This window comes from Chryseolinea serpens, from assembly GCF_900129725.1.
Classification (GTDB): domain Bacteria; phylum Bacteroidota; class Bacteroidia; order Cytophagales; family Cyclobacteriaceae; genus Chryseolinea; species Chryseolinea serpens.
In genome coordinates this window covers 929,793-956,373 of record NZ_FQWQ01000001.1, presented here as the reverse complement: position 1 = coordinate 956,373, position 26,581 = coordinate 929,793, and the positions used below count along the sequence as shown (strand labels likewise).

Here is a 26,581-nt window from a genome sequence, read left to right as displayed (position 1 = left end):
CGTAATTTAATTACTGGGGTCTAAATACCCTAATTATCTGATCATTACACTCGATGAATGGTCCCTCCAGCAGGTCGATGCAATACGGTATCGCCGGAAAGACGGCCTCCAGGCATTGCCGGATGGCTTTTGGCTTCCCTGGCAAATTTACAATTAAAGTTCGGTTCCTGATGCCGGCGGTCTGGCGCGAAAGAATAGCCGTTGGCACGTATGTAAGACTTTTTGCTCGCATCAGCTCCCCAAATCCAGGCATAAGCTTGTTGCAGACCGCTTCCGTGGCCTCGGGTGTCACGTCGCGAAGGGCTGGACCGGTTCCACCGGATGTAATAATGAGACAGCATCCTTTCACATCGGCCATTTCGATGAGGGTTTGCTCGATAAGATCCTGTTCGTCAGGCACAACGGCGTATTCTTTTTCCCAGGGACTGGTCAGGTATTCGGTGAGGGTTTCGACGATGGCTTTGCCGGGGATGTCTTCGTAGATGCCTTGGCTGGCGCGGTCCGAGACGTTAATGATGCCGATGCGGGCGATGGAGTTGGGTTTCATGGGGGGGTAAAATACATATAAGCCCGGGATTATTTAGCGTCCAGGTTATATTCGAGATAGCACAGTCCCCGAGGCGGGAGACTGTGCATGGCTGCGCCTATTCGGGTTTATGTAGGATGTTTTCGGAGCGGCCTTTTTTGAAGACCTGGCGTCCTTTGTTCACGCCTTTGCGGATTTCTTTTTGGGCTTCTTCGGGGAGGGTGAGGATGTGTTGGCATTCTTCGCTGCAGCATTGGTTGTATTTTTCTGCGCAGGCTTTGCATTGGATGAAGAGGAGGTGGCAGCCGTCGTTTTTACAGTTGACGTGGTCGTCGCAGGGTTGGCCGCATTGGTGGCAGAGGGCGATGATGTCGTCGGTGATGCGTTCGCCGAGGCGCTCGTCGAAGACGAAGTTCTTGCCGATGAATTTGTTTTCGATGCCTTCCTGCTTTACTTGGCGGGCGTATTCGATGATGCCGCCGTTGAGCTGGAAAATGTTCTTGAATCCCTGGTGTTTCATCCAGGCGCTGGCCTTCTCGCAGCGGATGCCGCCGGTGCAATACATGAGCAGGTTCTTGTCTTTCTGTTCTCTCATGAGGTCTTCCACCAGTTGCAATTCCTCGCGAAACGTGTCGACGTCGGGGAGGATGGCGTTTTTGAAATGGCCGACTTCACTTTCGTAATGGTTGCGCATGTCGACGATGATCGTGTTGGGGTCCTCGGCCAGTGCGTTGAACTCTTTGGCATTGACGTGGACACCGGTCTTGGAGGCGTCGAAGGTGCTGTCGTCGAGGCCGTCGGCTACGATCTTTTTGCGGACGAGGATCTTGAGTTTGAAGAACGACTTGCCGTCATCTTGTACGGCGATGTTAAGGCGGATGTTGTTCAGGAATGAGATGCTGTAGAGATAGGCGCGGAACGTTTCTGTTTTTTCCTCGGGAACGCTGATCTGGGCATTGATGCCTTCGGTGGCCACGTAGATCCTGCCGAGCACTTCCATGGCTTCCAGGCCCAGGTAGAGCTGGTCGCGAAAGACGGCGGGGTCGGTGATGTGGTGGTATTTATAGAAAGAGATGGTGACCCGTTTTTGGGTCTCGGCGCGCATTTTCTCCTTGAGGACGCGGCCGTTTACGCGGTTATACAATGCCATGATGCGATTAATTGCAGGTTAATCGGCGGCAAAGGTAACGCTTCTCCGTCAAAGCGGAAAATGCGGTTTTACTCGGCGTTTTTGGGCTTGAGTTGTCCGCGGAGTAATTGGTTGTACTCCACGCAAGTGAGCAACCCATGCTCGTCGCAGTAGGCACACGTCTTATAGGTGTTGCCAAAGGCGGCCTTTTTCACCACCACGTGTTCGCCCTTGCAAACGGGGCAAATAACTTTCCCCCCGGGCCCACAATCGATGTCATAGTTCGTGGACAGAATGTTGCCCACTACTTTCGGGTCTTGCGTTTTTTGTTTGACATACTCGACTTCCGCCTTTTTCTGCCATTGCACGGCTTCCTGGGAATACTGGCCGTTGGTGCCTTTCAGTTGAATGTATTTGTTCAGCCAGTCGATGCTCTGTTTGTACTTGCCAAGGAAGAACGAATTCTTTCCAAAGAAGAAGGTGAGGTCGGAGGGCACACTCTTGATGTGGTCGAGCACGTATTGGAATTTGACGTCGGCTGTGACGTAGTCGCCGTTGTCCATGAAATAGACGCCGCTGTCGAGTTCGCGCAGGAGCTGGGTCTTTTTCAGTTGCTCTTGCTGCATCAGGTATTCGTCCACTTTGCTCTGTGCGAAACTGGTCTGGTAGGCGAGGGCGGTTAGAAGGAGTAGGAGGAGGTAACGCATCAGGTAAATCTTTCTTTTGGCAAATCGAGCCACTCCAATGCGGCCCGGTAAAAAATGTCTTCGGTTATTCCGGGGTCAAGTTTCATTTCTTCTATGAACTTTCCAATTTCCAGGTCACCTAAAGGGAAAGGATAGTCCGAGCCCAGGGTGATCCGTTTGGAGCCTTGCAGTTTCAGCACGTATTCGAGCATGAGCGGGTCGTGCGTCACGCTGTCGACCCAGAATTTGCCCAGGTAGTTTTTCGGGGGCACGTTGTTGTCGATGGCCACCAGGTCGGGACGGCAATCGAAGCCGTGTTGGATCCGCCCCAGGGTGGACAAAAACGAGCCGCCGGCATGTGCAAAATTAACGCGCAGCTTTGGGAGTCTTTCAAAAATTCCGCCAAAGATCATGGAGCAAATGGCCCGCGAGGTTTCGGCGGGCATGCCCACCAGCCAGGGCAGCCAATAGCGCTGGATGTTCTTTTCGCCCATGATGTTCCAGGGGTGGATCAGCAAGGCCATACCGAGTTTTTCGCAGGCTTCGAAGATGGGAAAGAAACGTTCTTCATTCAGGTTGAGGTCGTTAATGTTGGAACCGATCTGCACGCCGCTCAAGCCGATGCCTTTGCTGCGCTCCAGTTCCTGGATGGCCAGTTCGGTGTCCTGCATAGGGATGGTGGCCAGGCCCAAATAGTTTTTGGGATGTTTCACTATTAATTCGGCCAGGTGGTCGTTCAGGAAGCGCGAGATCTCCAGACCGTCGAATGGCTTGGCCCAATAGGAGAACATGACCGGGATGGTGCAGACCACCTGCACCTGGGTGTGAAACTTCTCATACTCGCGGATGCGCAGTTCCGGATTCCAGGCGTTCTCTTTGATTTCCCGGAAAAATTGGTTGCCCCGCATCATTTTGGCAAAGCCGCGTTTGTGGTGCTGCACGTAGATGAAATCGCCGTAGCCAAACTTGTCACTCCAGTTCGGTAGTTTCTTCGGAAGGATGTGCGTGTGACTGTCGATCTTCAGCATGGAAAGGTTAATGAATTTCGAAATATCGAAGAATTTTGACTGTAGTCAAATGGGAAAGAATGCGCGTCGCGATCCGGCGCACCTGGGTTGAACTGGGTTGGTCGAGAAGATTATGCAGGGTTGGACTTGGTTGGATGCTCCCGTACTGGGATGAAACCCCTGCTCAAAGGGTGCCTTCTTTCTCGAATTGGGTTTTTCAGCGAAGGCGGGTGTGCCGTTCTTTCCTCCCTTAAAAAAGTCGTGGCCACTCAAAAAACCTCACCAGCATAGGCAAGGAGGCATATTTCTTTTGGTTAAAGATTACTTTTTGATTTGATAATGGGCCGTGGTCTTTTCGCTGGCATCAATTTTCGTTATCGCATAAGCATACGAATAAGAACCCCTATTCCATGAACCCACTCCTGATTGTCTTTTGCGCGATGCTTACCTACGGTGTATTCATCATTATCGCTTACAAACTAAGCAAGATCCTTTTTCCAAAACCGAAAGGTGATGAGAATCCCTTCGAACGCTCTAACTCCCGGTAAGCTGGCGCGTACGGACCGGCGCTCGCGAACTGATGCGCCGGATAAAAGAAACTGACCAAGCCTCGTCTTCATCGGCGGGGCTTTTTTTGTTTGCGGATGTGTGTAAGGTTTTGAGCAATTCTGAAAGATAAATCAACAATCTGTGGAAATTTTTCCCGCGCGCTACCTCCTGTAATTTTTCTTTGATCGTTTGTAAGTTATTGTGTGTAAGTAATTTATAAAAACAAGGACCGCCTTGGCATCATTATTTGTATTCTCCTCCGCAAGAAAGTATTGAACAAACGCATTATTGCTATGAAACTGATAGATCAAAACGGAATCACCCTCAATACCACCATGAAAGTAGTGGGCGCGTTCCTGCTGGGAACAGCCATTGGCACGGCCACCGGCTTGCTGGTCGCCCCCAGCAGCGGAAGCGCTACCCGCAAACAGTTGAAGAAAAAAACAAAGAAATACAGCCAGGAAGCTCTCGACATGGCCACCGACTACCTGGACAGCCTGCGTAAAGGCTATAATAAAAAAATAGAGCGCTATGCCGGCAACGGCAAGACGGCCATCGATTCTTTGAAAGAAAACATCAAGCTCTAAGTTCGTACGCTCCCAATCTGCACTCTCTTATGAAGCGACTGTTAAAGAATGCTTTTCAGCCATCCCTGTCCAGCGCAATAGCCGCACAGCCGGCCACGCAGGTCAGTGTCAATGCAAAAAAGGATGAAGAACTGGAACGTCGTGTCGGGAAGAGCCGGCAAGAGATCATTGATTTGATGAAGATACTACGAACCTTTTAATGATCGGAGACTATGAAAACATTACTAAGAATTGCTGCCGGTCTGTTATTGACCTATGCTTTGCTTACCCTCGCCTAGGTGGTGGTGGACCTGCAAGACCTGTAAACGATTTTAAATACTCTCTCTTGTAAAAGAAACTCGGAGGGAACGTGGGAAAGGTATACGAAAATATCTTTCAAGCATGTGAAGAAGCGCGGTGTGCAAGGTAGAGCAATCTGCTTTCAAGCATCCAACAAAAATTTTCCCTTCGGTTACGAGCCGTCATCTCCGCCTTGATGACGGCTCTTTTTTTTGTGGTGTTTTCTTATGTGTTGTTGATTCGGGAGGGAGGATATTGTTGAATGGGCGCGTCATGACTTGGTGTGGTTTTGTGGTTTGGGGTCGGAAATACTTGTTGGTGGGACACCAACAAGTGGGTGTGGGGTGACGTCGTGATGGGGGTGTGGTTTTGTGATTTGTGGCCGATTGGGGTGGGTTTGATGATGGCCTTTTTATATGAGCGCTACCCACTCGATTTTTGTTTGGCGGGTTTTGCCGCCAAGTACGTATCCATGACGAATGTTGTCTCTATCAAGGTCGGCGCGCGGGGGAATTGGGACGGTGGCTATCGGAGCGTCTATGATCTGTTGATTCGTGCTGGGATGGATTTGAGTTTGGGTCGTGGTACTACAGTCTTTGCACGTTTCGTTTCGGGATGTCTTGGATTTCTGGCGTAGGTTTTAGAAAGCTTGTGCCCGCGACGTGACGAATCTTATCCAAAAACGCTTGCAAAAATAAAATATAAGATGATCGCCAGGATCAGCACTCCATACATAATGAGATCGACCCGCACATATGGTTTATACTCCCGGTAAAGTTCTCTTAACTTTCGAAACATTAAATTTTTGGGTGATTTTGTGACAAGATTGTAATTAATGCGCCTCAAAAGTAACTATTTGTGCGCATATCCGTCAGAAGAGGTGCTGCTTCGGGGACGATCCAATTTATTTTCTTTTCCGATAGGGGTAAGGAAGGGGTCGGTTGTCTGAAACACAAAACCAACCCAATTACCCAATGATCAGAAGTTTTAGTTTAAGTTTTGCCGTTTTCTTTCTCATCAGCGTTGTGGCCCTCGGCCAGGAAAAAGTTACCCTCAATGGTTATGTACGCGATGTCTCTAATGGTGAGGAACTTATCGGTGTTACGGTCTACATCCCGAAAATGAGCGCAGGCACCGTGACCAACCCTTACGGTTTTTATTCCCTGACCCTTCCCAAAGGTACCTACGAAATTCAATTCAGCTATGTGGGCTATGCCGTCCAAACCGTCACCGTCGATCTGCAGGGTGATGTGGAACGCAATGTGGACATGTTGAGCGAGACCACCGTGATGCAGGAGGTCACCGTCACCGACAAGCGTGTGGACGAGAATGTGGTGTCGTTGCAAATGAGCAAGAACACGCTGGACATGAACCGCGTGCGCAAATTGCCCGCCCTGTTTGGCGAAGTAGACATTATCAAAAACATCCAGATGTTGCCCGGTGTGATCACCGCCGGCGAAGGTACCTCGAGCTTTTATGTGCGCGGTGGTAGCGCCGACCAGAACCTGATCCTGATCGATGAAGCGCCGATCTATGACCCTTCGCACTTGTTCGGCTTGTTCTCGGTTTTCAACGCCGATGTTATTAAAGACTCCGAACTCTATAAAGGCGGGATCCCCGCGCGCTTTGGCGGACGCCTTTCGTCCATCCTCGAAGTGCGCACCAAAGACGGTAACAACAAGAAACTGGGTGTGACGGGCGGCATCGGCACCATGGCCAGCCGGATCATGGTAGAGGGACCGTTGGTGAAGGACAAAGCTTCGTTCATCGTCTCGGCCCGACGCTCGTATGTTGACTTGTTCCTCAGGGCGGCCAACAACGACAATCTCGTACATTTTTACGACGTGAACGCCAAGGTGAACTGGAAGGGCAATAACAACAACCGCTTTTTCGCCGCCTTCTATAGTGGACGCGACGTGTTCAATTTTGGCAATCAATTTGGTTTTGCGTGGGGCAACCGTACGGCTACCTTTCGCTGGAACCACTTGTTCAATGAACGTTTGTTTTCCAACACTTCCATCATTGTCAGCAACTTCGATTACAAACTGGAGTTGAAAGATCCCGTGCAGGGCTTCAAGTGGACATCGAACCTGGAGGAACTGAGTGTTAAGAACGACCTTTCTTATTTTATCAACACCAACAACGACCTCACGTTTGGGTACCACATCACCGGTAGAAGATTTTCGCCGGGCAGGATCGCGCCCAACACCGAAGGCTCTATGTTCGAAGAGGTCAACCTTCAGAAAATGTATGCCCTCGACCACGGCATTTACATCAGCAACCAACAACGCCTGACCGACCGCATTACGCTGGATTATGGTCTGCGTTTATCCATCTTCCAAAACCTGGGAGCGACGGACATCTATGAGTATACCGATCCCCAGGACAACTCCCGGCCCGTACGCACCGATACCCTACACTACGGTGCCTGGCAGAATATCAAGACCTATGTGAACCTGGAGCCTCGTGCCGCTGCGCGCTATATGCTCGGCGAAGGCCAATCGGTGAAAGTGTCTTATAATAGAATGGTGCAGAACACCCACCTCATCGCAGCGGGTACAGTGCCGGTGCCTTTCAATACATGGAATCCCAGCAGCCCTTACCTCAAACCGCAGCTTGCCGACCAGGTGGCAGCGGGATACTTCCGGAACTTTAAAGACAACATGTTAGAGTTTTCCGCGGAAGCGTATTACAAAAGCATGAAGGACGTGACCGACTTTGCCGACAACGCCGACATCTTCTTCAACCAGGATCTCTCCACCGAATTCCGCCAGGGCAAATCCTATTCGTATGGCTTAGAGTTGTTGCTGAACAAAAAGGAGGGCAGGCTGACCGGATCGGTAGGCTACACGTGGTCGAAAACCATGCGCAAGATCCCCGGCGTCAACCAAGGCCAGGAATTTCCCGCCAACTATGACCGCCGCAATGTGGTGAACATCCAGGCCGCCTACGACTACAGTGCCCGTTGGACGTTCGGAGCCACCTTTAGCTATAGCACCGGCCGCCCCATCACGCTGGCGGAAGGAAAGTACCAATTCCAGAGCTACAACCCCGACATTGTTACCAGTCGGAACGGCTATCGGTTGCCCGCCTTCCATCGTCTTGACCTGTCGGCCACCTATTCGCCCAGAAAGAACGAAGGTCGACGGTTCAAGGGTACCTGGGTGTTTGCTGTGTACAATGCTTACAACCGCCAGAATCCGTTCACCATCTACACCCGCGTGACCAAGAACAAAGACGGCGACACCATCGGCGATGGCTATACCAAAGAAGCCCGCATGATCTACCTGTTTCCTATTCTTCCTTCGGTTACCTACAACATCAAATTTTAGACTTCGTCCTATGAAAAATATATTTTTTGTACTCCTTTTTGCCATCGTGTTTGTCTCGTGCGACAGACCCATCCATCTTAACCTGAACGAAAGCCAGTCGCGCGTCATCATTGAAGGACAAGTGACCAACCGGGCGGGATACCAATATGTGAAGCTTTCGCGTTCGGTTGACTTCTATCAGACCGGTGCCCTTCCGAAAATCACCAATGCCACCGTTTCGGTAAAAGACAGCGACGGCAACGAGGTGATGTTCATTCACAACCCCAACAACAAAGCCGATAGCGTCGGCTACTATCTGCCGCAAACACCTTTTATGGGTGTGATCGGAAAGGACTACCACCTGCGGGTGGATGTGGATGGCGAAATCTACGAGGCCGACGATCACCTGTACCCCGTCACTTCCGTGGATTCGCTGGCCTACCGGATCGACGATGACGAGAAGGACGATCCCAAGACCTACAACAAATTCTACGAGGTGCTCATCTATGCCAAGGAGCCCCACCCCAGCAAGGATTACTATCTCTTCAAATTCTATCGCAACGATTCGCTGAAGTTGTATAACGACACCGACATCTACTACACCGACGACGAAGCCCTGGGTGAAAGCATCAACGGCATATCCACCCCCATCTTCTACGCGCCTGGCGACAAGGCCACCATCGAGGCCTACAGCCTGAGCCGCACGGGGTATGTTTTCTATGACGATCTTCAAAAGCTCCTCAACAACGACGGCGGGATGTTCAACCAACCCCCGGCCAACTCGCGCACCAACCTCAGCAACGGTGCCTTAGGGTTCTTCCAGGCCAGTGCCATAAACTCCGCCTCGATTGTCGTGGAAGAGTAGGCGTTCGTCTCATTTCAGATAAGGTAGAAAGCTTCATCCCGTTAAAGGGGGTGGAGCTTTCTTATTTTGCGTCAAAGCGTTATTGTAGTAATTTGGGCGCAGGGTTATGCGAAAGCTTAACGAAACCTTAAAGAGCTTGGTGCGCGGTGTGAGGTCCTTCGCAGTAAGTTGTAAAAACAAGAACCGATGAAGAGAATTCTGCTTTCCCTTTTTATAGCGTGTGGCTGCGGCCAACTTTATGGGCAATACACAACGCCCCCCGCGGTACTGGAGACCAACCCCACCAGCATCAAATGGCGGCAGGTGAACACGGCACATTTCCGGGTGCTGTACCCCATAGGTTTTGACGAGCAAGCGCAGCGGGTGGCCAACACGCTGGAGCGCATACATGAACCGGAGGCGAAAAGCATGGGTTCTTCGCCGCGCAAGATCTCCATTGTGTTGCAAAACCAATCGTCGGTCTCCAATGGCTTCGTGACCATCCTGCCACGACATTCGGAATTCTTTACGCTGCCACCCCAGGACTACAATTTTCTGGGCACCAACGACTGGCTCAACCTGTTGATGTCGCACGAATACCGGCACGTGGTTCAGTATCAGCATGCCACCCGTGGCTTCAACCGGGCCATGTATTATTTATTTGGCAACACCACGTTGGCCGCCTGGGCACAGCTAGCGGCGCCCCAATGGTTTTGGGAGGGCGATGCCGTGGCGACGGAAACAGCCTTTACGCACAGCGGCCGGGGACGCATTCCCAACTTCGGGCTGGTGTTCAAGACCAACCTGATGGAGGGACGCACCTTCAACTATCACAAGCAATACCTGCGATCGTATAAGAACAATATCCCGAACCACTATGTGCTGGGCTATCACATGATCAGCTATCTGCGGCGCCGCACGAACGACCCTGACATTTGGGGGAAGATCACGGGACGCTCGTGGAATGTTCCGTTCATTCCGTTTGCCTTCTCGAATGCCATCCACAACAAGAGCGGCATGTACGTGACGAAGCTTTACCGCGAAATGGCTACCGATCTGAAAAAGGAGTGGCAGCAACAGATCGACCAGCTTCAGCTCACGCCCTTCGAGAAAATAAATCCCCGGACATCCCAGGCTTATACCGACTTTCTTTATCCGCAAGCGGCAGGCGACGATGGCGTCATCGCTATGAAGCGGGGCATCGGCAACATTGAAGAGTTTGTGTTGCTGAAGGACGGTCACGAGGAACGCATTTTTGTGCCGGGCTTCATCAATGATGCCGGTATGTTATCGGCGGCCCATGGCAAGATCGTTTGGAGTGAATATGGCTATGATCCCCGCTGGGGCGTACGGAACTATTCGCTTATAAAAATTTATGACCGCGCCATCGGCCAGCGCCGCGTGCTCGCGGGACAGCACGAACGCCTGAGTGGGGCGGCGATTTCGCCGGATGGTCAAACCGTGGTGGCGATACGCTCCGATAACGACTATAAAAATTCCATCGTGCTTCTTGATGTGGCGTCGGGCCGCGTCATGAAAACCCTGGACAATCCCGAGAACTATTTCTTCGCCATGCCGCGGTGGTCGGCCGATGGCCGAAGCATTGTGGTCTTGAAAAATACAGCTGCGGGGAAGACCATCTCCCTGATCGACCCCGCGAGCGGCACCGGCACCGACCTGTTGCCCATGAGCCGCGAAAATGTGGGCTCGCCCGTGATGCAAGGCAAGTATGTGTTGTTCAACTCGCCCGTGAGCGGCATCGACAATATCTATGCGCTCGACATCGAAACGAAAATGCGCTACCAGGTAACGTCCAGCAAGTACGCGGCGTATAACCCTTCCGTTTCGGCGGATGGAAAGACACTGTATTACAGCGATCAAAACCGCGATGGATTGGATGTGGTGAAAGCACCGTTCGATCCGGCTTCATGGAAACCGTACAGCATGCAGGCACCACCCGCCGTGAAGCCGCTGTACCAGGCATTGGCCGACCAGGAGCATCATGGCGGATTGCTGGACACCATCCCGCAGACACAGCTCCCTGTAAAAAAGTATTCCAAACTGAAAGGCATCATCAACCCCTATAGCTGGGGACCGTTTGTGACCAACAACCTGGCCCAGATCAATGCGGGCATTGTGTCGAGCGATATCCTGAGCACGACGTCGATCAATGTAGGATACCTCTACGACATCAATGAAAAGACGTCGTACTGGAATACGGGTGTGAGCTATCAGGGGTTGTATCCGATCATCGATGTGAATGCTACGACAGGAAGCCGCAAGGAGGAAAAGACGGACTTTAATAATAAGCAGAAGTTTACATGGAATGAAACCGGGGCAGAGGTGGGGCTGCGCTTGCCGTTCCTGCTCACCCGCTCCAAATACAGTCGCACGTTGACTGTGGGCAATGCCGCCGGCTTTACCAAGACCACGAACTTTGTCAACACCGTATCGCGCGACAACACCATTGTCTATCAAGGTCCCAACCGCATCACCCCTGTGTCTGACTCGTTGGTTTTCCTGTACAAGGACCAGTTGAATAACGGAACGATGTATTACAACCGGTTCAACCTTTCGTTTACCAATGTCCTGAAACGCAGCCAGCGCGATTTTCTTTACCGGTGGGGGCAGACGCTCGATGTCGATTGGTATAGCACGCCTTTCGGCGGAGATTTTTATGGAAACCTGTTTGCCGTGCGGTCCACTTTATATTTCCCTGGTCTGGCTAAGCACCATTTCTTATACGGACGCGTGGGGTATCAAAAGAGTTACCAGAGCATCGAAACCGACGTTTACGCCTTTCGCAACCGCATTCCGCGCCCTCGCGGCTACAGCTACCCCAACGACGAAACCTTTGGGGCGGCGTCCGTTAACTATGCTTTGCCGTTGTGGTATCCCGACATTGCCTTCGGGCCTTTGCTGAACATTCAACGGATCAAGGCCAATTTCTTCTATGACTTTGGCCAGGGACAGGGCCGACAATACTATTATAAACCCAACAGTAACATTGTGTATTACAGCACCACCGACGCTACCTACCAGTCCGTGGGCGTCGAGACAACGTTTGATTTCAACATTATGCGCTTCTTGCCCAAGTTCGAGGCCGGGTTCCGCACCACCTACCGCACCGCCAACAAGTTCGAAAACAGCGGTGTGCTGGTTGAATTTTTGATCGGGAATATCGGTTTCTAATAGTTGAAAATCGATGTTTTAGTGTCTATTTTTGGACCTTTCAAAAGGCAGAACCTTTTTAGACGAATTTTTTAAAAATCTACAATCGACAATGGCAGAAATCATACGAATGCCGAAAATGAGCGATACCATGACGGAAGGAGTGGTCGCCAAATGGCATAAGAAAGTGGGAGATACCGTAAAATCCGGAGAGTTGATGGCCGAGATCGAGACCGACAAGGCTACGATGGACTATGAATCCTTCAATTCGGGCACGGTACTCTATCTGGGTGTGCAAGAAGGACAAGCGGTGAAAGTGAACGACGTGCTGGCCATTGTTGGCAATAAAGGAGAAGATTATTCCGCCTTGCTGGCCGGCGCCGCCAACGCTGCTGCTTCCGGTGGCAAGACCGAGGCTCCCGCCGCGGCTGCAACGGCACCCGCTGCTACAGCAACCGCCACAGCCATAGACACTTCCGGCATCAAAGCCGAGATCGTGTTCATGCCCAAGATGAGCGACACCATGACCGAAGGCGTCATCGCCGCCTGGCACAAGAAAGTGGGCGACAGCGTAAAAACGGGCGAGCTCCTGGCCGAAGTCGAGACCGACAAGGCTACCATGGAGTACGAATCCTACAATACAGGAACCTTGCTGTACATTGGCGCAGAAGCCGGTAAGGCAGTGGCCGTCAACGGCGTACTGGCAGTGATCGGTGAAAAAGACGCCGACTGGAAGACATTGTTGAAAGCCAACGAAGGCAAAGGTGCTGGTGCAGGTGCTCCTGCTGCCGCGCAAGCCGAAAAGAAGGCAGAACCCGCCGCACAAACGGCCGATGTTACCGCCGACCATTCGTCCAACGGCCGCGTAAAAGCATCGCCGCTGGCCAAGAAACTGGCAAAAGATAAAGGAATCGACATTGGCAAAATAGAAGGCTCCGGCGACCACGGCCGCATCACGAAACGCGACGTAGAAAACTATAAGCCTGCCGCCGCACCGGCCACTACCGGCGCTCCTGCTAAAAACGGCCAGGCTGCTGCCGCTCCCGTTGTTCTGCCCCAAGTGGTTGGACAAGAGAGCTTTGAGGACGTGCCGGTATCGCAAATGCGCAAAGCCATTGCCCGCCGCCTCGCCGAGAGCAAGTTCAGCGCCCCGCACTTCTATGTCACCATGGAAATCAACATGGACAAGGCCGTGGAAGCGCGCAAGAGCATCAACGAGATCAGCCCTGTGAAAATATCATTCAACGACATGGTGATCAAGGCTGTAGCCGCTGCGTTGCGTCAACATCCCGACGTGAACGTGAGCTGGTTGGGCGACAAAATGCGCAAGAACCGCCACATCCACATCGGCGTAGCCGTGGCTGTGAAAGACGGCTTGCTCGTACCGGTTGTGCGCTTTGCCGACAACAAGTCCCTGTCGCACATTGCTGTGGAAGTGAAAGAATTGGCTCAAAAAGCCCATGATAAGAAACTTCAGCCTTCCGAATGGGAGGGAAGCACGTTCACCGTTTCCAACCTGGGTATGTTTGGCGTGGAAGACTTCACGGCCATCATCAACCCGCCCGACGCCTGCATCCTGGCGATCGGTGGCATCAAGGAAACCCCGATCGTGAAGAACGGCCAGATCGTGCCGGGCAACGTGATGAAGGTGACATTGTCGTGCGATCACCGCGCTGTAGACGGAGCTGTGGGAGCTGCCTTCCTCAAGACCTTCAAAGGCCTGTTGGAAGACCCCGTTAGAATTCTTATTTAAGGCATCGTATAAAAAATTTATCACCACCCCCGGAGTTAAATCCGGGGGCTTTTTGTTTCTACCGGAATGGAAAAAATGCACGCCACCACCATCATCGCCGTTCTGCACAACGGACAAGTCGCCATCGGCGGCGACGGACAGGCCACCATGGGTAACACCATCGCCAAGAGCAATGTCAAGAAGATACGCCGCCTGCAAGACGGCAAGATCCTCGCGGGTTTTGCCGGCTCCACCGCCGATGCCTTCACGCTCATCGAGCGTTTTGAAGAAAAGCTGAGCGCCTTCGGTGGCAACATGAAGCGTGCGGCGATCGAGCTTGCCAAAGACTGGCGCACCGATCGCTTCCTGCGCCGTCTCGAAGCCATGCTCATCACGGCAAGCAAAGACGAGATCCTTATCCTTTCGGGTACGGGTGATGTGTTGGAGCCAGATAACCAGGTGGCCGCTATTGGTTCGGGTTCGATGTATGCACAATCGGCCGCATTGGCCTTGAGGAAGCATGCGCCGCATCTGAGCGCCGAGGAGATCGTGCGCGAGAGTCTGAACATTGCCGCCGATATCTGTATTTATACCAATCACAACTTGGTGATCGAAAAGTTGTAAGGAGAGCGCCGTACACCCCGTATTGATCAGGCTTTGAACAGTTGCTATCTTTAATAAAAAAGATATGATCAACGGCGCTCACATTATCATCTACAGCAAAGACCCCGAAGCTGACAAGCTCTTCTTTAAAGAACTCGGTTTTCCCCAGGTCGACGTAGGCCATGGCTGGCTCATTTTCGGATTGCCACCGGCAGAGGTGGCGGTTCATCCAGCCGATAACAACAATGTTCACGAATTCTACCTGATGGTGGATGACATCGAAGCGTTTGTGCAGCAGATGAAAGGGAAGAACGTGCCTTGTGGTGGGGTTAGTGATCAAGGGTGGGGGTTGCTTGTGGAGTTGAGTTTGCCGGGAGGGGGCAAGTTGGGGGTTTATCAGCCGCGGCATGCGCGGCCGGAGCAGATGAAGGTTATAAAGGGGTGATGGGTAACGGAGAGATGTTGTTGGTGAAATGACGGGAATAAGCAGTGGGGGAACTCTAATAGTGGAGGAGGAGGCTGAAAAAATTTTGGTTATGAAAACACCAACAACGGCGGGGAAGGGCACATAGAATGCGGCTGGTATGGGGGAGTGCATCATCAGTTGGGAACGGGTTGTGTGGAGGGTTGGGGGAGGGGGCGTATCGTTGAAAGGGTGATGGTAGCTGAAAAATGTTGTTGGTGAAATGACGGGAATAAGCAGTGGGGGAACTCTAAGAAATGGAGGAGGTGGTTGAAAAGTTTTTGGTTATGAAAACACCAACAACGGCGTGGGCCCACATTTTTAGGTCCGGGAAAATTTAGATGGTTGGTGCTTCGATTTATGTGCAGCTGGAATACACTTGTTTGCCATGATGATTTTTCATTTTTATGTTGTTGTCGTATTTGAGCCGTATAACTTAAGAGCGTCACCACCGTTGTTGGTGTCCACCGATAACATGCGATGAGGGATTAGCCAGATGTTTGGGGCCATCAAGCGAGATCACATCCCAGGGCAAGCTTCTGTTCGTCGTGGAGATTTTTACTGTTTATTGCATTGTTATGTACCACTCGTATCAAGAGGACGTCGCCTCCGTTGTTGGTGTCCCACCAACAACAGTATTCGGTGTGGGGTTGATCAAATGTGTGGTGGCAATCAAGGGGCTCACATCCTAGGCAACCAGGATCTATTCTTCGAAAGCGTTATCAATCGCCTTTAAAATCGCGTCACAAGATGCCTCGATCTCTTCGGTGGTGATCGTTAACGGTGGAGCTAAGCGGAAGCTGTAGGGGTGACTCAGGAACCAGTAACAAATGATCCCCAACTTCTTCGCCTCTTCCACGATGCGCGACACAAGTTCGGCGGATTCAAAATCGATGGCGAACATCAGGCCGATGCGGCGGATTTCCTTGATGGCAGGGTGGCGCAACAGGGACTCGAATTTCTTTCCCTTTTCCTCTACGGTATCCAGTAGTTTTTCGTCCTCGATCACCTGTAGGGTGGCCAGGGCTGAGGCGCAGCATACGGGGTTGCCGCCAAAGGTGGTGATGTGGCCCAGCATGGGGTTGTGGGTGAGGGTTTGCATGAGCTTCTTGTCGGCGATGAAGGCTCCGATGGGGAGTCCGCCGCCAAAGGCTTTGGCGGTGGTGAGGATGTCGGGGACGATGCCGAAATGTTCGAAGGCAAACAGGCGTCCCGTGCGGCCCATGCCACATTGGATCTCGTCGAGGATGAGCAGGGCGCCGGTGTCGGTGCAGCGCTTTCGCAGGGCTTGCAGGTAGGCCTGGGATGGAATCCGGACGCCGGCATCGCCCTGGATGGTCTCCACGATCACTGCCGCCGTGCGGTCGGTGATGGCAGCCAGGTCGTCCATCACGTTGAAATGGATAAAGCGCACGTCGGGCAACAGGGGGCGGAAGGCTTGTTTCTTGATCTCATTGCCCGACACGCTCATGGAGCCGTGGGTGCTGCCGTGATAGGACTTGCGGAAGGAGACGATCTCTGTGCGGCCTGTATAGCGTTTGGCCAGCTTCAGGGCACCTTCGTTGGCCTCGGTGCCGGAATTTACAAAGTAGCAGCAGTTCAGACTTTCGGGGAGCAGGCTCACCAGCTTGGCGGCCAGCTGGTTTGGGGTGGACTGAATGAACTCGCCGTAGACCATCACGTGGAGGTGCTTGTCCACCTGGTCCTTGATGGCCTTGACCACGGCGGGGTGGCGGTGACCGATGTTGCTCACGCCGATGCCGGAGATGAGGTCGGTATAGCGCTTGCCATCGGGGGCGTACAGGTAGATGCCTTCGGCTTTTTCGACGGCAATGAGATAGGGCGCCTCGGTGGTCTGGGCGAGATGGTTGAGGAAGATGTCCTGGCTAAAGTCCATCCTCAAAACTAGGAAGAAAGGCGGAGGGGGTAAAACAAAAAAGTCCCACCGGGGTGGGACTAAGAAACTAATTAACTAACTCTCACAAATGAACAAAATCTTGTGTGTATTCAACTTCGACCAGGAGAACCTACTGCCCTTCAGCAGGCTTACCGCTGGCCGGAGTTGAGATACAGCGGGGTGAGTCTTGCGACCCATTATCTTTAAAGATATACCGTGTCGTGGTTAACCTAACCTGCTTATACCACTACCGACACCGAAACGAGGAAGCCGATAACGACTACCAGCGCGAGTACCAGTACTTGTCTTAACCGGGCAGAAAGTCTTGCGTTGGCAACCTCTCTGTAGTCGATGTTTCTCATGTAAGCCATATGCAGGTTGGTCTGATGTGGATTCAAAAGTCGCAAGGATTGACGTGGACTGCTGCAGAAATTCAACTGAAATCCTACATCGGTAGCATAAAAGTAAGGGATACTTTAAATACAACGGTGGCGGCGGGTGGCAGGGGAGTTACGGGGGGTCAGGGCTTATTGTGTTGATTATACGCATCCACCAGCGTAATGAAATCCTTTATGATATCATTGGGCACGGTGACCGAAAGCTGGTACTGTTCTATTTTCCATCCTTGTTTGGTCTTCCGGAGCACCCCAGACCCGCGACAGACACCCATCCAAGTTGTTAAAAGTTCCGAAAACCATGCAGTTTTTTCATCAGATGTTACATGGAGGTCGCGGTCGTAGGGTTTGAAGTCCCAGGCCTTGCCTTTGTCGAAGTAGGGCTTGGCGAAGGCTTCGAACTGTTCTTTGGTCCAGCGTTCCTTGGGGTCGGTGCCGATGTATACGCCGTGGTCGGCGATGCTCTCAAAGAAAACGGCTGCATTGGCCTTGCTGGCGGCTTCATGCCAGCGGTCGATGAACTGGTGCAAATCCTTTTCGGTCTCCTGGGCAAGGAGGTTCACGGAGGTGAGCAGGAGGAGGCAAAGGGATATACTTTTCAAGATGCGATAAGCATTAAAGGTTCGTAAAAGAAGCAGCGGCCGTTCAACTGAACGGTGTTCAAAATCCATCCAAAACCAGGCAGGGAGGTCGTTTACCCCTCGTACACCTTCAGGAAATCCATGACCTCCTGGCGCACGTTGCGCACGCCCGACTCGTCGTAGGGCTCGGTGGCGATGGACTTAAATAGCTCGCTCACCACGTTGGCTTTGAAGCCCAGCTCTTCGGCATAGATGGTGGCCACTTCCAGCTCCACGTCTTCCACCACTTCGTCGAGGTAGATCATGTAGACCAGGTGATAGATGGCCTCCAGTTTTTCGACTTTGTCGCCGATGGAGTTGAACTTGAGGTTGGAGATGTCCACGTCGGCCTGTTTGAGGTCTTCGGGGTTCAGGTGCAGTTGGAAGCCCCACTTCAGGAGGCATCGCAGGAACCGGGTTTCGATCTTTTCATCGCCCAGGAAGAGCGCCAAGATATTAAAATAGCTTCTTTTGACGGAAACCAGGTGTTCGGTGTTCTTCATAACGGAAGGGGTCATTTTTTCAAACTCCGCGCGCGGTGTCATTGTAGTAATTTCGGCAAAAATACAGGATGAAACTCAAATAACAGTTATTTATTATAGAACACGACGGGCACCGGATTGTTGACATTTTTCCCGGTCCCAAGCCCCGATTTCTCCGTTTAGCAGTTCCCTTCCTCAACCTAAACCAACGGCTTTGCCCAACCCCCCGGCCGCTACCGGCAGTATTTACGCCGGAGGACTTCCGCCTCGGCAACACCCAACGACCGGGCCTGCGCCAGGTCGGTACACACCCGGTCGAAGTCTTTTAGCTGCACTGCCGCCAGGGCCCTGATGGCATAGGGATTGCCCAGTCCGGGCCGCAGCGTTATGGCCAGGTCGCAGTCCTGGATCGCTTCTTCATAGTTCTTCAACACCATGTTGGTGCGGGCCCGGTTCAGGAAGATATGAAAGTAGATGTCGGGCACTTCCGTGGGGTCCATCGTCAAGGGGTAGGAAGGGCCATAGACCTCGGTGAGGTTTTCGCTGAACAACTTCTTACCCAGCGTGAAATAGTGCAGCGCCTCGTTGGGGTCTTCCAGCTTTTCCAGGTAGAGCGACCCGATCTCGTAGACCAACTGCAGGTTCCGGGGATCCTGGTTGTGGAGGTGCTTCATGGCCAGCAGCGACTCCTTGTAGTTCCCCAGGTAGAATTCGCATATGGAAATTTGGCGGAGGGTCTCGGTCCGCACGGGATCTTCGTGCTTTTTCAGCACCAGGTATTGGGCTACGGCGTCGGAGAATTCCTGGTTGGCAAATCGCTCGTCGGCCATCACTTTCAGGGCGGTTATGAGGCTGTCCTGGGCATAACGGAAGCGGTATTCCAGGGGATCTTGTTCGCCCAGGGTTTGGATGAGCGCGAAGGCATCATCGAACCGGCCGGAGGCAAACAGGGTGTCGACCTGGCGGAGCGACCGGCTGGTGGCAAGGTTGTGTTCGTAGCGGCGCTCTTCCATCATGTAGTTTGCCGTGTGCAGCAAGGCAAAACAGAAACCGGCGATGACGATGAAGACCAGGAAGGCCAGGGCCTGGATCTTGAAATATTCCTTGTCGATGACGTAGTACTTGCGCTGGGCTTGTTGCCACCGATAGTATTTGCGTTTGTTTTCCTCGCGCCGGTAATCCGCCCGTTGCTGCTCGTCGAAGGCGTAGTTCAGCAGCGCATCGTAGCGCGATTTTTTCAGCGGGTCGGAGAGCGTGTGATAGGCTTCGTTGATCTCTTTGAACTTCTCTTCGGCCACGCGGCTGCCGGGGTTGTGGTCGGGATGGTAGGTCATGGCCAGCCGCTTATAGGCAGCCCGGATTTGCGCGGCATCCGCGGCTTGGGTGAGTCCTAGTATTTGGTAGTAGTTGTTCACCAGAGGTCGACGTTCCCTGTTATAAACGAATTTCAGGATAAAAATTCTTCACCCGGGCCTTCCTTTATTTTCCATCCCACCGGAGCCCATGGTGCGATGGCCAAAGAAAAAGGCCACCCTTTTTCGGGGCGGCCTTTTACCTGTATTTGACAATCGGTCTTAAACTTTAGAAAGTTCAGAAACGAGGTCGATCAGTTTGTTGGAATAACCCCACTCGTTGTCGTACCACGATACCACTTTCACAAAGCGATCGTTCAGGGCGATACCGGCTTTGGCGTCGAAGATCGAGGTGCGGGCGTCGCCGAGGAAGTCCTGCGATACCACATCGTCTTCGGTGTAGCCGAGGATGCCTTTCAGTTCGCCTTCGGAGGCGTCTTTCATTGCCTTTTTGATGTCTTCGTAAGAAGCGGCTTTATCCAGTCTCACGACCAGGTCGACTACCGATACGTCGGCCACGGGAACGCGGAACGACATGCCGGTGAGTTTGCCCTTCAGTTCGGGGATCACCAGGGATACTGCCTTGGCTGCGCCGGTAGAGGAGGGGATAATGTTTTGGTATGCACCGCGGCCACCTCTCCAGTCTTTCATAGAAGGGCTGTCGACGGTCTTTTGGGTAGCCGTCACGGCGTGTACGGTGGTCATGAGGCCTTCGGCGATACCGAACTTGTCGTTCAATACTTTTGCAATGGGGGCCAGACAGTTGGTCGTGCAGGAAGCATTGGAAACAATGGTATGCTGGGCGGTAAGTTTCTTGTGGTTTACACCCATCACGAAGGTGGGGGTGTCATCTTTTGCAGGAGCTGAGAAAACAACTTTCTTGGCGCCGGCGGTGATGTGTTTTTGGCCGTCGGCCTGGGTGAGGAACAATCCAGTGGATTCTATAACGATTTCGGCGCCTACTTCAGACCATTTGAGGTTGGCGGGATCTTTCTCTGCCGTCACACGGATCTTCTTTCCGTTCACGATCAGGTTACCGTCTTTTACTTCTACGGTACCGTCGAATTTGCCATGCGTGGAGTCATACTTCAGCATGTACGCCATGTACTCCGGATCCACAATGTCATTGATGCCAACGATCTCAATGTCCTTGCGATTGACGGCTGCCCTGAACGCGAGGCGGCCAATGCGCCCGAATCCGTTAATTCCTACTTTAGTCATTTTATTGTCTGGTTTAAATTTCGAGATCAAAAATAAATTACCTGAACACTAAAACCAACGAAATAAAATACGGTTTTAGAAAAATTTTATCGCACAGGTTTGCAAATCAACATCGTCAATCTATATTTGCACCCTCTTAACGGCAACGCCGGGAGAAACACACAGACCGAGAGGTCAATTCACACTCAGAACACAAAACCCAAACGGTCCGTTCGTCTAGGGGTTAGGACACCAGATTTTCATTCTGGTAACACGGGTTCGATTCCCGTACGGACTACAATTATAAAGCCCGAACTCGATTGAGTTCGGGCTTTTTTATGTTTTTACTTTTTTGAGCTCCAACGCCTGTTGTTGATATTCAATTTAAGATAATGGAAATGCCCGCATGACGATCATTGAATTTAACGGGAGGTGTCAACGGATGCGTGGTATGAAATGGGTCCCACCGTGCCACCTTATTTAGGAGGATTTCGGAGTGGATTGGAATTTCTGAACGCGGCATTCAAAAGTGCAGAGACCGCATTGAGGAATGAATTTTTTGAAGGCAATGAATCGGCCCTGGCACAAAACAAGACCTTTCATATAAGCCTCTCGTTGTTGAGGGTCTTTTTGTTTGGTAACAGGGGTCAATCAAACGGTTTGCATGTATCCCATCCGTGATCGCTCAATTTGCTTCTGAAAAAAAAATATCGGATTGCCTTTCGCCGTAAAGCGATATCGCTGAATGCTTGGGAAAAATGATCTTGCGGTTACGCATTTTTTTGTATTTTCGAAAATCAAAATTTTTATGTTAACGAAACTTTGCAAAGCCGGCGGACTCTCCCGATTGAAGAGATCGTTACCCGAGACATGATTACCTATCTGAAATGAAACCATTCTATTCTTTCCGCAGACCATGGACCCTGTCGTGGCTGCTGTTGCTTTGCCTGTCGGCTTGTATGTTCGACCGTGGCGACGATAATTTCGTTCAGGTCGATCCGACGCCTCACGAGGAAAATATCGGCGACATACTTTATTCGTTTTATGCCGGTGCTTATTATCCGCTGGTCGATACGCTCTGGCTCACGGACCACGAATATCTTTACATCAAGTTCAGCAACGGCAAAGTCAAGAGTTTTGAAATACGCATCGACGGCATTTCTTCGCCCTATGACGGAAGTAGCCGGCCGATCACCTCGGATAACCTGGCGGGCGGGCCACATGCGCTTGAGATCACCGCTACGGTAGGGTCGGGCACCACGAGCCTGGCGGATCAGTCCGGCCTAGAAACGTTTAAACATAGTTACCATTATGTGCTGATGATTGGAAAGAAGAATTTTCAACCCCAAATCACCAGCATCAGGCAAGCGGATGGAACCATTAAGCTAAGCTGGAACAAATATCCCTATGGAGATTTCCAGGCTTACAAGATCCGAAAAGCCGATGGCCGTGCTGATCTCTTCAGCCCCTATCGTGAACTGACCGTGACCGACCAAAATCAAACCACTCTCGAAGACCACACGTATGTGGGGGGGTGGATTGGTTATACATTGGTTGTCGACCAGGGTGGCAAATTTCTTCCCTCGGGCGAACAACTCTCCCAGTTCCCATACCAACCGCGAATGCGTCTTTCGGCCGAAAACAATAGTCTCCAATTATCGTGGGACCAGGCGCCGTACTATAAGAACATCAAGTTCATGAGTGCGTCGCGGGGAACCGAGCAACTGGCGGCAAACATTGACAAGGACAAACTCTCCATCGACCTGGGTGAAACTGCCCCCGTTTTTGGAGAAGTTGCTGATTATTCGCTGGTGTTGTATGCCGATGTAGAAGATCCCGGTAAAATCCCGGAAGATAAAATTTCCATCACTACCCAACTCACCGTGGGAGCTCCCGTGCCCACGTTTAAAGACGTAGTATACAACGAGGCTAACGATGTTTATTACTTTGTGAATTTGCAATTTTACCACAATGATTTTCCCGATGGAATCTACAAGTTGGACAAGGATCTTAACATCATCGACAGCACGACAGCCTATAGCGCGTACTACGACGACGATGCCCGCCTCATGCAGTCGCCCGATGGGATCCACCTGTATGCTGTCCGGGAGTACCTGATCACAGAAATCGATCAAAGCAACCTTACTTTTCCGAAGTACGGTGGACCCGCCGGTGGTTTCCAGCTCGATGGCATGGCGGCGAGCAACAACAACCTCTTTGTCTACACGACCAACGGCTCGAACGCCAATGTAAACATCCTGGACTTTGCCACCGGGCAGGACGTAGCCAGCGTTCCATCGGCCGGCCCTGCACACATTTCGCCTGACGGGCAATATTTTATAACGGGTGCTAAACTCTATCACGCCAACGGCGGTTCCTACGCATTGAAATCGACATTGCCCTACGCGAACGTGCGCTATGTTCATTTCCTCGCGCATGAGCAAAAGCTTTTGATCAGTACCGATGCGCAGGTGATCGTATACGACTATGCCGGCGACACCGAACTGACACGGTATGCTTATTCTACGGGGCAAAATGAAGAACCAGGCTTCAACGAACACACGCTGGAATACACCAGCGCCAAAACGTCCTTCGAACTGCTGAGCATTCGGGACGGGTCCATCCGGTCGGTGCCCATTCGGCGCAGGTATGCCTACCCCAAATACTATGCGGAAGGGAATTACCTTTTCACTTCGCTTCAAACCGGCTTCGCCTTAAAGCTTCACTGATCATGAAATCCCTGGTGTTATTTTTCTTGCTTTGCCTGTCTTTTTGGTCAACAGCCCAGTCGCGTCTTTATGGATCGGTTATTGCCGGCACCTACCAGATGGGCGACATGAAGGCACTGCAGCGGGACATCCGCGACGGATACATCCGCGAGGGTATTCCTGTAAAATCGGTGACCAGTTTTTCCGCTTCGCTTCAAGGCGAATTGGGATACGAAATTCGGCTGCGTAAAATCACGCTGGGTGGTTTTGTTAATTACGCGATGACAGAAGGGAGAATTGCGTACGCCGACTATTCCGGTGCGATGGCGGCCACACAACAACTAAAGCGCGTCGCCCTCGGTGTAAAATTCATGCGGGATCTAGGGCATCACCTACACTTATATGGCAAGTTAGGAGTCTGCAAAACGTTTTTGGATATCAAGTCAGAAACCAACTTCTCCACCGGTCATTCGTATGGGAACGGCTACAGCTTCGATGCCGTGGGTGCCACTTTCGAACCTGGCGTTGAGTGGGAGCACGATGTGAAGCGCTTCACCTTTTTTGCACAAGCGGGTTACGAGATAAATGTCAATGGCAAAACCAAATATGACGACAACATTTATCTTGAGAATAGTAATAATGAAGCTATTCACGTAAACTGGAGCGGTGTGCGCGTGGCTATCGGGACGGCATTTTGGCTTCGGAAAAGAGACTGATCTCCGCCAGTAATGCAGTTGAATTTGAAACGCCAGTTTGTTGTGAGGTGATGGACTTCGCACCGCTCACGACATCCTCTCACATGAAAATGGGTATTTACAAAGCACAGCCGTTTCTCTATATTCGTATCGTCAGACTCTAGGAACCCCGAAAAAGTTTTGGCTCCCGTCTTCCGGCTATGCTTGGAATCGTATCGAAAGTATTCCCGTACCGGGTAGTGATGTGTTGAATACTTATAAACCCTCTCTCGATATGAAACCCAAATCCATCCTCTTCCTGTTGATGCTGGCCATACTGGCTGTGGCATGCAACAAGTCTCCAACCATCACCCTGGATACCCCCAGTAGCAGTCCAGGCGACATGGTTACGTTGCGCGTGGCAAATGGTGTCTTTCCGAAAACGCCCACCGTAAAAATTGCCGGGGAAAGTGCTGTTGTGATAAGCGCTTCCGACACCATCGTCTCGATTATCGTTCCGGCGGTAGCGCCACAATCCACAGCGATCAGCGTAGACGTCGGGGGCAAGTCCGTCAGCGCCACCTTCGAGGTGCAGGCACCGGATGCGGAGCGTTTGTGGTTTACGTTGAAAGGCAACGCCGTGACGTATACGGAGCGACAGCCAAGCCGCGAAGATTTTGTTCGCGACAAGAGCCACACGATGAACAAGTTGTTGGTGGAATTTCTCAACACGAAGGGTGAGGTTATTGCCCTTGTCTATATGGATCATCCCGGCGTGCTGGAGGTGCCGTCGCCCGACGGCAAGGGCTTCAGTATGGTGGAACGCAAAGATGAAGTGCCGTTCAGCGTCAACATTCCTGTGCTCACCGATCTGGCCAAGGTACGTGTGTCGGCGATCACCCCGGCTACCAAGGGCAAGGCCACACTGATGACCGAGCTGGCCATTCCCGCTAAGTAGCACGTTATTTTCAATCACCTAAAAAGCAGAATCTTATGAAAACCCTCTTTCTTCTTTGCGTCAGCTTGCTGTGCATGGTCCAAGCATACGCCACGGTCAATGTACAGACCAACGCCGACGGCACGCATGCTACGGCGGTGTTGGTGAACGGTTCCACCACGCGGAAATATGATATCGTATTTGTGGGCGACGGCTTCACCTCGTCGGCAGCCGACCAGGATAAGTTTAACAATGCCGTTCTTTCGGCGGTGGATGCGCTTCGGCACAAAGTGCCGTATTCAACCCAAATTTGTTCTTTTAACGTGTGGCGTGTCAATGTTATTTCGGCCGAGGCGGGCATCGATCATCCCCTCACCGGCGTGTCCAAGAACACAGAACTCAACTGCACGTTTGGCGACAATGTGGGTGCGCCCGAGCGCGTTATTTACTCCACCACACCGGCACGCGTTACGGAAGCCGCTAACTACGCGCCTGCCTTTGATGCCATCTATGTGCTGGTGAACGACGCGCAATACGGTGGTGCCGCCGGAGACATTGTATACACTTCGCTAAACACCAGCATGCAGGAGGTGATCGTGCACGAACTGGGTCACTTCGTTGGTCATCTCGCCGATGAATACACTTGTTACTTCTGCGACGGTCGTGTCGAACCGGCCTATGCTGGTCCGGAGCCCTGGCAGGTGAACCTCACCATCAATACCAATCGCGCCACCCTCAAATGGGGAAGTTTTGTGGCTGCCACTACACCGCTTCCGACTACGGTCGACACTCCTCCGGGTGTAGTGGGCGCATGGGCGGGTGGTGGCTATTCGCCAACGGGCATCTATCGTCCGCAAGCCAATTGCCTGATGAGGGCTCTGAATTTTGAGCTTTGCGCTGTGTGCAACGACGCCCTCAATGGCATCCTTCAACCCAAATGCACGGCCTGCGAACGCGATCCGAATAGCCTGGCTTGCGCGCTTACGAAGATTCGAAAACGCCTCTACGTTTACAAAGCAAAAATCTTCCGCATTCCTGAATGCTGCTTCTGTCCGCTCGACATCGACCCGCGACGACAAGTGGAGATCGTCCTGTCGGTGAATAGTAAGAATTATAAAGTGCAAGTCCTGACTGCCGATGGCAAGGAGGTTCGTGCCGAGGTGCGCGACACCGATCGCGGTGCCGCCATCAGCTTCGAGGAGAACACCAAGGATGCCTACTTCTTACAAATAACCCCCACCACCAGTTTGAAAGAAGCTGCACCGATTGATGTCGCCATCACTCGCAACGGGCAGGCTGTGGCGCTATAGGATTTAAGATAGACCATTATCCTTCGGACTGACTAAAGGCATAAAATTTGAAAGGTTACAGCAAGAAGTTGAAGCAGCCGCTTCAACTTCTTTTTATGAGACAGTTCGGTCCAGTCCAA

22 protein-coding genes and 1 tRNA gene are annotated in these 26,581 nt (G+C 52.0%); 13 read left to right on the top strand and 10 right to left on the bottom strand.

All coding sequences use genetic code 11. From position 1 onward, the window contains the following. Positions 1 to 10: 10 nt before the first annotated feature. The 4 genes from mog to BUB30_RS03705 form a co-directional block, all read right to left on the bottom strand. A complete protein-coding gene (gene mog, locus BUB30_RS03720) occupies positions 11 to 547 on the bottom strand; it encodes a molybdopterin adenylyltransferase (RefSeq protein WP_073131165.1) in 537 nt (178 codons plus the stop codon). 97 nt (positions 548 to 644) lie between these two features. Next, positions 645 to 1,676: an oxygen-dependent tRNA uridine(34) hydroxylase TrhO gene (gene trhO, locus BUB30_RS03715; RefSeq protein ID WP_073131163.1), complete on the bottom strand. Its 1,032-nt coding sequence runs from the start codon at positions 1,674 to 1,676 to the stop codon at positions 645 to 647. Between the two features lie 68 nt (positions 1,677 to 1,744). After that, positions 1,745 to 2,362 (bottom strand): thioredoxin domain-containing protein, encoded by a 618-nt coding sequence (locus BUB30_RS03710; protein WP_073131161.1) that lies wholly within the window; start codon positions 2,360 to 2,362, stop codon positions 1,745 to 1,747. Beyond that, positions 2,362 to 3,369 (bottom strand): amidohydrolase family protein, encoded by a 1,008-nt coding sequence (locus BUB30_RS03705; protein ID WP_143164750.1) that lies wholly within the window; start codon positions 3,367 to 3,369, stop codon positions 2,362 to 2,364. Before BUB30_RS03705 ends, BUB30_RS03710 begins: the two co-directional genes overlap by 1 nt. 821 nt (positions 3,370 to 4,190) lie before the next feature. Between BUB30_RS03705 and BUB30_RS03700 the strand changes: the two genes are divergently transcribed. The 8 genes from BUB30_RS03700 (at position 4,191) to BUB30_RS03665 (ending at position 14,869) form a co-directional block, all read left to right on the top strand. Beyond that, positions 4,191 to 4,484 (top strand): YtxH domain-containing protein, encoded by a 294-nt coding sequence (locus tag BUB30_RS03700; protein WP_073134754.1) that lies wholly within the window; start codon positions 4,191 to 4,193, stop codon positions 4,482 to 4,484. A 29-nt stretch (positions 4,485 to 4,513) separates the two neighbouring features. Then, on the top strand, positions 4,514 to 4,684 hold the full coding sequence (locus BUB30_RS35030) for a hypothetical protein (protein ID WP_178377009.1): 171 nt from the start codon (positions 4,514 to 4,516) through the stop codon (positions 4,682 to 4,684). A 1,053-nt stretch (positions 4,685 to 5,737) separates the two neighbouring features. Further along, positions 5,738 to 8,095, top strand: coding sequence for a TonB-dependent receptor (locus BUB30_RS03690; protein WP_073134753.1), 2,358 nt, complete (start codon positions 5,738 to 5,740; stop codon positions 8,093 to 8,095). Between the two features lie 10 nt (positions 8,096 to 8,105). Continuing rightward, on the top strand, positions 8,106 to 8,939 hold the full coding sequence (locus tag BUB30_RS03685; protein ID WP_073131157.1) for a DUF4249 family protein: 834 nt from the start codon (positions 8,106 to 8,108) through the stop codon (positions 8,937 to 8,939). A 186-nt stretch (positions 8,940 to 9,125) separates the two neighbouring features. Next, on the top strand, positions 9,126 to 12,110 hold the full coding sequence (locus tag BUB30_RS03680) for a PD40 domain-containing protein (protein WP_073131155.1): 2,985 nt from the start codon (positions 9,126 to 9,128) through the stop codon (positions 12,108 to 12,110). A 91-nt stretch (positions 12,111 to 12,201) separates the two neighbouring features. Further along, the gene (locus tag BUB30_RS03675; RefSeq protein WP_073131153.1) at positions 12,202 to 13,842 is read left to right on the top strand and encodes a pyruvate dehydrogenase complex dihydrolipoamide acetyltransferase; all 1,641 of its coding nucleotides are present in this window, start codon (positions 12,202 to 12,204) and stop codon (positions 13,840 to 13,842) included. 66 nt (positions 13,843 to 13,908) lie between these two features. After that, the gene (gene hslV, locus BUB30_RS03670; protein WP_073131151.1) at positions 13,909 to 14,445 is read left to right on the top strand and encodes an ATP-dependent protease subunit HslV; all 537 of its coding nucleotides are present in this window, start codon (positions 13,909 to 13,911) and stop codon (positions 14,443 to 14,445) included. A 64-nt stretch (positions 14,446 to 14,509) separates the two neighbouring features. Further along, positions 14,510 to 14,869 carry a VOC family protein gene (locus BUB30_RS03665; protein WP_073131150.1) on the top strand — a complete coding sequence of 120 codons (360 nt, stop codon included), beginning with the start codon at positions 14,510 to 14,512 and terminating at the stop codon, positions 14,867 to 14,869. 721 nt (positions 14,870 to 15,590) lie between these two features. Here BUB30_RS03665 and BUB30_RS03660 read toward each other — a convergent pair. From BUB30_RS03660 to gap, 6 genes are all read right to left on the bottom strand, one after another. Further along, positions 15,591 to 16,784 carry an aspartate aminotransferase family protein gene (locus BUB30_RS03660; RefSeq protein WP_073131148.1) on the bottom strand — a complete coding sequence of 398 codons (1,194 nt, stop codon included), beginning with the start codon at positions 16,782 to 16,784 and terminating at the stop codon, positions 15,591 to 15,593. Positions 16,785 to 17,023: 239 nt separating this feature from the next. Next, complete coding sequence (locus BUB30_RS35750; protein WP_262485784.1) at positions 17,024 to 17,146, bottom strand: hypothetical protein; 123 nt, start codon at positions 17,144 to 17,146, stop codon at positions 17,024 to 17,026. A 158-nt stretch (positions 17,147 to 17,304) separates the two neighbouring features. Further along, positions 17,305 to 17,781 (bottom strand): nuclear transport factor 2 family protein, encoded by a 477-nt coding sequence (locus tag BUB30_RS03655; protein WP_073134752.1) that lies wholly within the window; start codon positions 17,779 to 17,781, stop codon positions 17,305 to 17,307. 92 nt (positions 17,782 to 17,873) lie between these two features. Further along, on the bottom strand, positions 17,874 to 18,302 hold the full coding sequence (locus tag BUB30_RS03650; RefSeq protein WP_143164749.1) for a hypothetical protein: 429 nt from the start codon (positions 18,300 to 18,302) through the stop codon (positions 17,874 to 17,876). Positions 18,303 to 18,514: 212 nt separating this feature from the next. Next, positions 18,515 to 19,696 carry a DnaJ domain-containing protein gene (locus tag BUB30_RS35870; RefSeq protein WP_073131144.1) on the bottom strand — a complete coding sequence of 394 codons (1,182 nt, stop codon included), beginning with the start codon at positions 19,694 to 19,696 and terminating at the stop codon, positions 18,515 to 18,517. Positions 19,697 to 19,855: 159 nt separating this feature from the next. Beyond that, on the bottom strand, positions 19,856 to 20,854 hold the full coding sequence (gap, locus tag BUB30_RS03640) for a type I glyceraldehyde-3-phosphate dehydrogenase (protein WP_073131143.1): 999 nt from the start codon (positions 20,852 to 20,854) through the stop codon (positions 19,856 to 19,858). Between the two features lie 205 nt (positions 20,855 to 21,059). Here gap and BUB30_RS03635 point away from each other — a divergent pair. From BUB30_RS03635 to BUB30_RS03610, 5 genes are all read left to right on the top strand, one after another. Further along, positions 21,060 to 21,131 (top strand) — tRNA-Glu (locus BUB30_RS03635). A gap of 589 nt (positions 21,132 to 21,720) precedes the next feature. Further along, positions 21,721 to 23,562 carry a YncE family protein gene (locus tag BUB30_RS03625; RefSeq protein ID WP_143164748.1) on the top strand — a complete coding sequence of 614 codons (1,842 nt, stop codon included), beginning with the start codon at positions 21,721 to 21,723 and terminating at the stop codon, positions 23,560 to 23,562. 2 nt (positions 23,563 to 23,564) lie between these two features. Continuing rightward, complete coding sequence (locus BUB30_RS03620; RefSeq protein WP_073131137.1) at positions 23,565 to 24,257, top strand: hypothetical protein; 693 nt, start codon at positions 23,565 to 23,567, stop codon at positions 24,255 to 24,257. 253 nt (positions 24,258 to 24,510) lie between these two features. Further along, on the top strand, positions 24,511 to 25,173 hold the full coding sequence (locus BUB30_RS03615) for an IPT/TIG domain-containing protein (RefSeq protein WP_073131135.1): 663 nt from the start codon (positions 24,511 to 24,513) through the stop codon (positions 25,171 to 25,173). Between the two features lie 35 nt (positions 25,174 to 25,208). After that, positions 25,209 to 26,462 (top strand): M64 family metallopeptidase, encoded by a 1,254-nt coding sequence (locus tag BUB30_RS03610; RefSeq protein WP_073131133.1) that lies wholly within the window; start codon positions 25,209 to 25,211, stop codon positions 26,460 to 26,462. Positions 26,463 to 26,581: the final 119 nt, after the last annotated feature.

Excerpts from the sequence above, each read along its gene's own strand:
- BUB30_RS03665 (WP_073131150.1), top strand. The coding sequence starts at position 14,510 with ATGATCAACGGCGCTCACATTATCATCTACAGCAAAGACCCCGAAGCT.
- BUB30_RS03685 (WP_073131157.1), top strand. The coding sequence starts at position 8,106 with ATGAAAAATATATTTTTTGTACTCCTTTTTGCCATCGTGTTTGTCTCG.
- BUB30_RS03680 (WP_073131155.1), top strand. The coding sequence starts at position 9,126 with ATGAAGAGAATTCTGCTTTCCCTTTTTATAGCGTGTGGCTGCGGCCAA.
- trhO (WP_073131163.1), bottom strand. The coding sequence starts at position 1,676 with ATGGCATTGTATAACCGCGTAAACGGCCGCGTCCTCAAGGAGAAAATG.
- BUB30_RS03660 (WP_073131148.1), bottom strand. The coding sequence starts at position 16,784 with ATGGACTTTAGCCAGGACATCTTCCTCAACCATCTCGCCCAGACCACC.
- BUB30_RS03650 (WP_143164749.1), bottom strand. The coding sequence starts at position 18,302 with ATGAAGAACACCGAACACCTGGTTTCCGTCAAAAGAAGCTATTTTAAT.
- hslV (WP_073131151.1), top strand. The coding sequence starts at position 13,909 with ATGGAAAAAATGCACGCCACCACCATCATCGCCGTTCTGCACAACGGA.
- BUB30_RS03615 (WP_073131135.1), top strand. The coding sequence starts at position 24,511 with ATGAAACCCAAATCCATCCTCTTCCTGTTGATGCTGGCCATACTGGCT.
- BUB30_RS35750 (WP_262485784.1), bottom strand. The coding sequence starts at position 17,146 with ATGAGAAACATCGACTACAGAGAGGTTGCCAACGCAAGACTTTCTGCC.
- BUB30_RS03625 (WP_143164748.1), top strand. The coding sequence starts at position 21,721 with ATGAAACCATTCTATTCTTTCCGCAGACCATGGACCCTGTCGTGGCTG.
- BUB30_RS03710 (WP_073131161.1), bottom strand. The coding sequence starts at position 2,362 with ATGCGTTACCTCCTCCTACTCCTTCTAACCGCCCTCGCCTACCAGACC.
- BUB30_RS03610 (WP_073131133.1), top strand. The coding sequence starts at position 25,209 with ATGAAAACCCTCTTTCTTCTTTGCGTCAGCTTGCTGTGCATGGTCCAA.
- mog (WP_073131165.1), bottom strand. The coding sequence starts at position 547 with ATGAAACCCAACTCCATCGCCCGCATCGGCATCATTAACGTCTCGGAC.
- gap (WP_073131143.1), bottom strand. The coding sequence starts at position 20,854 with ATGACTAAAGTAGGAATTAACGGATTCGGGCGCATTGGCCGCCTCGCG.
- BUB30_RS03690 (WP_073134753.1), top strand. The coding sequence starts at position 5,738 with ATGATCAGAAGTTTTAGTTTAAGTTTTGCCGTTTTCTTTCTCATCAGC.
- BUB30_RS35030 (WP_178377009.1), top strand. The coding sequence starts at position 4,514 with ATGAAGCGACTGTTAAAGAATGCTTTTCAGCCATCCCTGTCCAGCGCA.
- BUB30_RS03620 (WP_073131137.1), top strand. The coding sequence starts at position 23,565 with ATGAAATCCCTGGTGTTATTTTTCTTGCTTTGCCTGTCTTTTTGGTCA.
- BUB30_RS03705 (WP_143164750.1), bottom strand. The coding sequence starts at position 3,369 with ATGCTGAAGATCGACAGTCACACGCACATCCTTCCGAAGAAACTACCG.
- BUB30_RS03700 (WP_073134754.1), top strand. The coding sequence starts at position 4,191 with ATGAAACTGATAGATCAAAACGGAATCACCCTCAATACCACCATGAAA.
- BUB30_RS03675 (WP_073131153.1), top strand. The coding sequence starts at position 12,202 with ATGGCAGAAATCATACGAATGCCGAAAATGAGCGATACCATGACGGAA.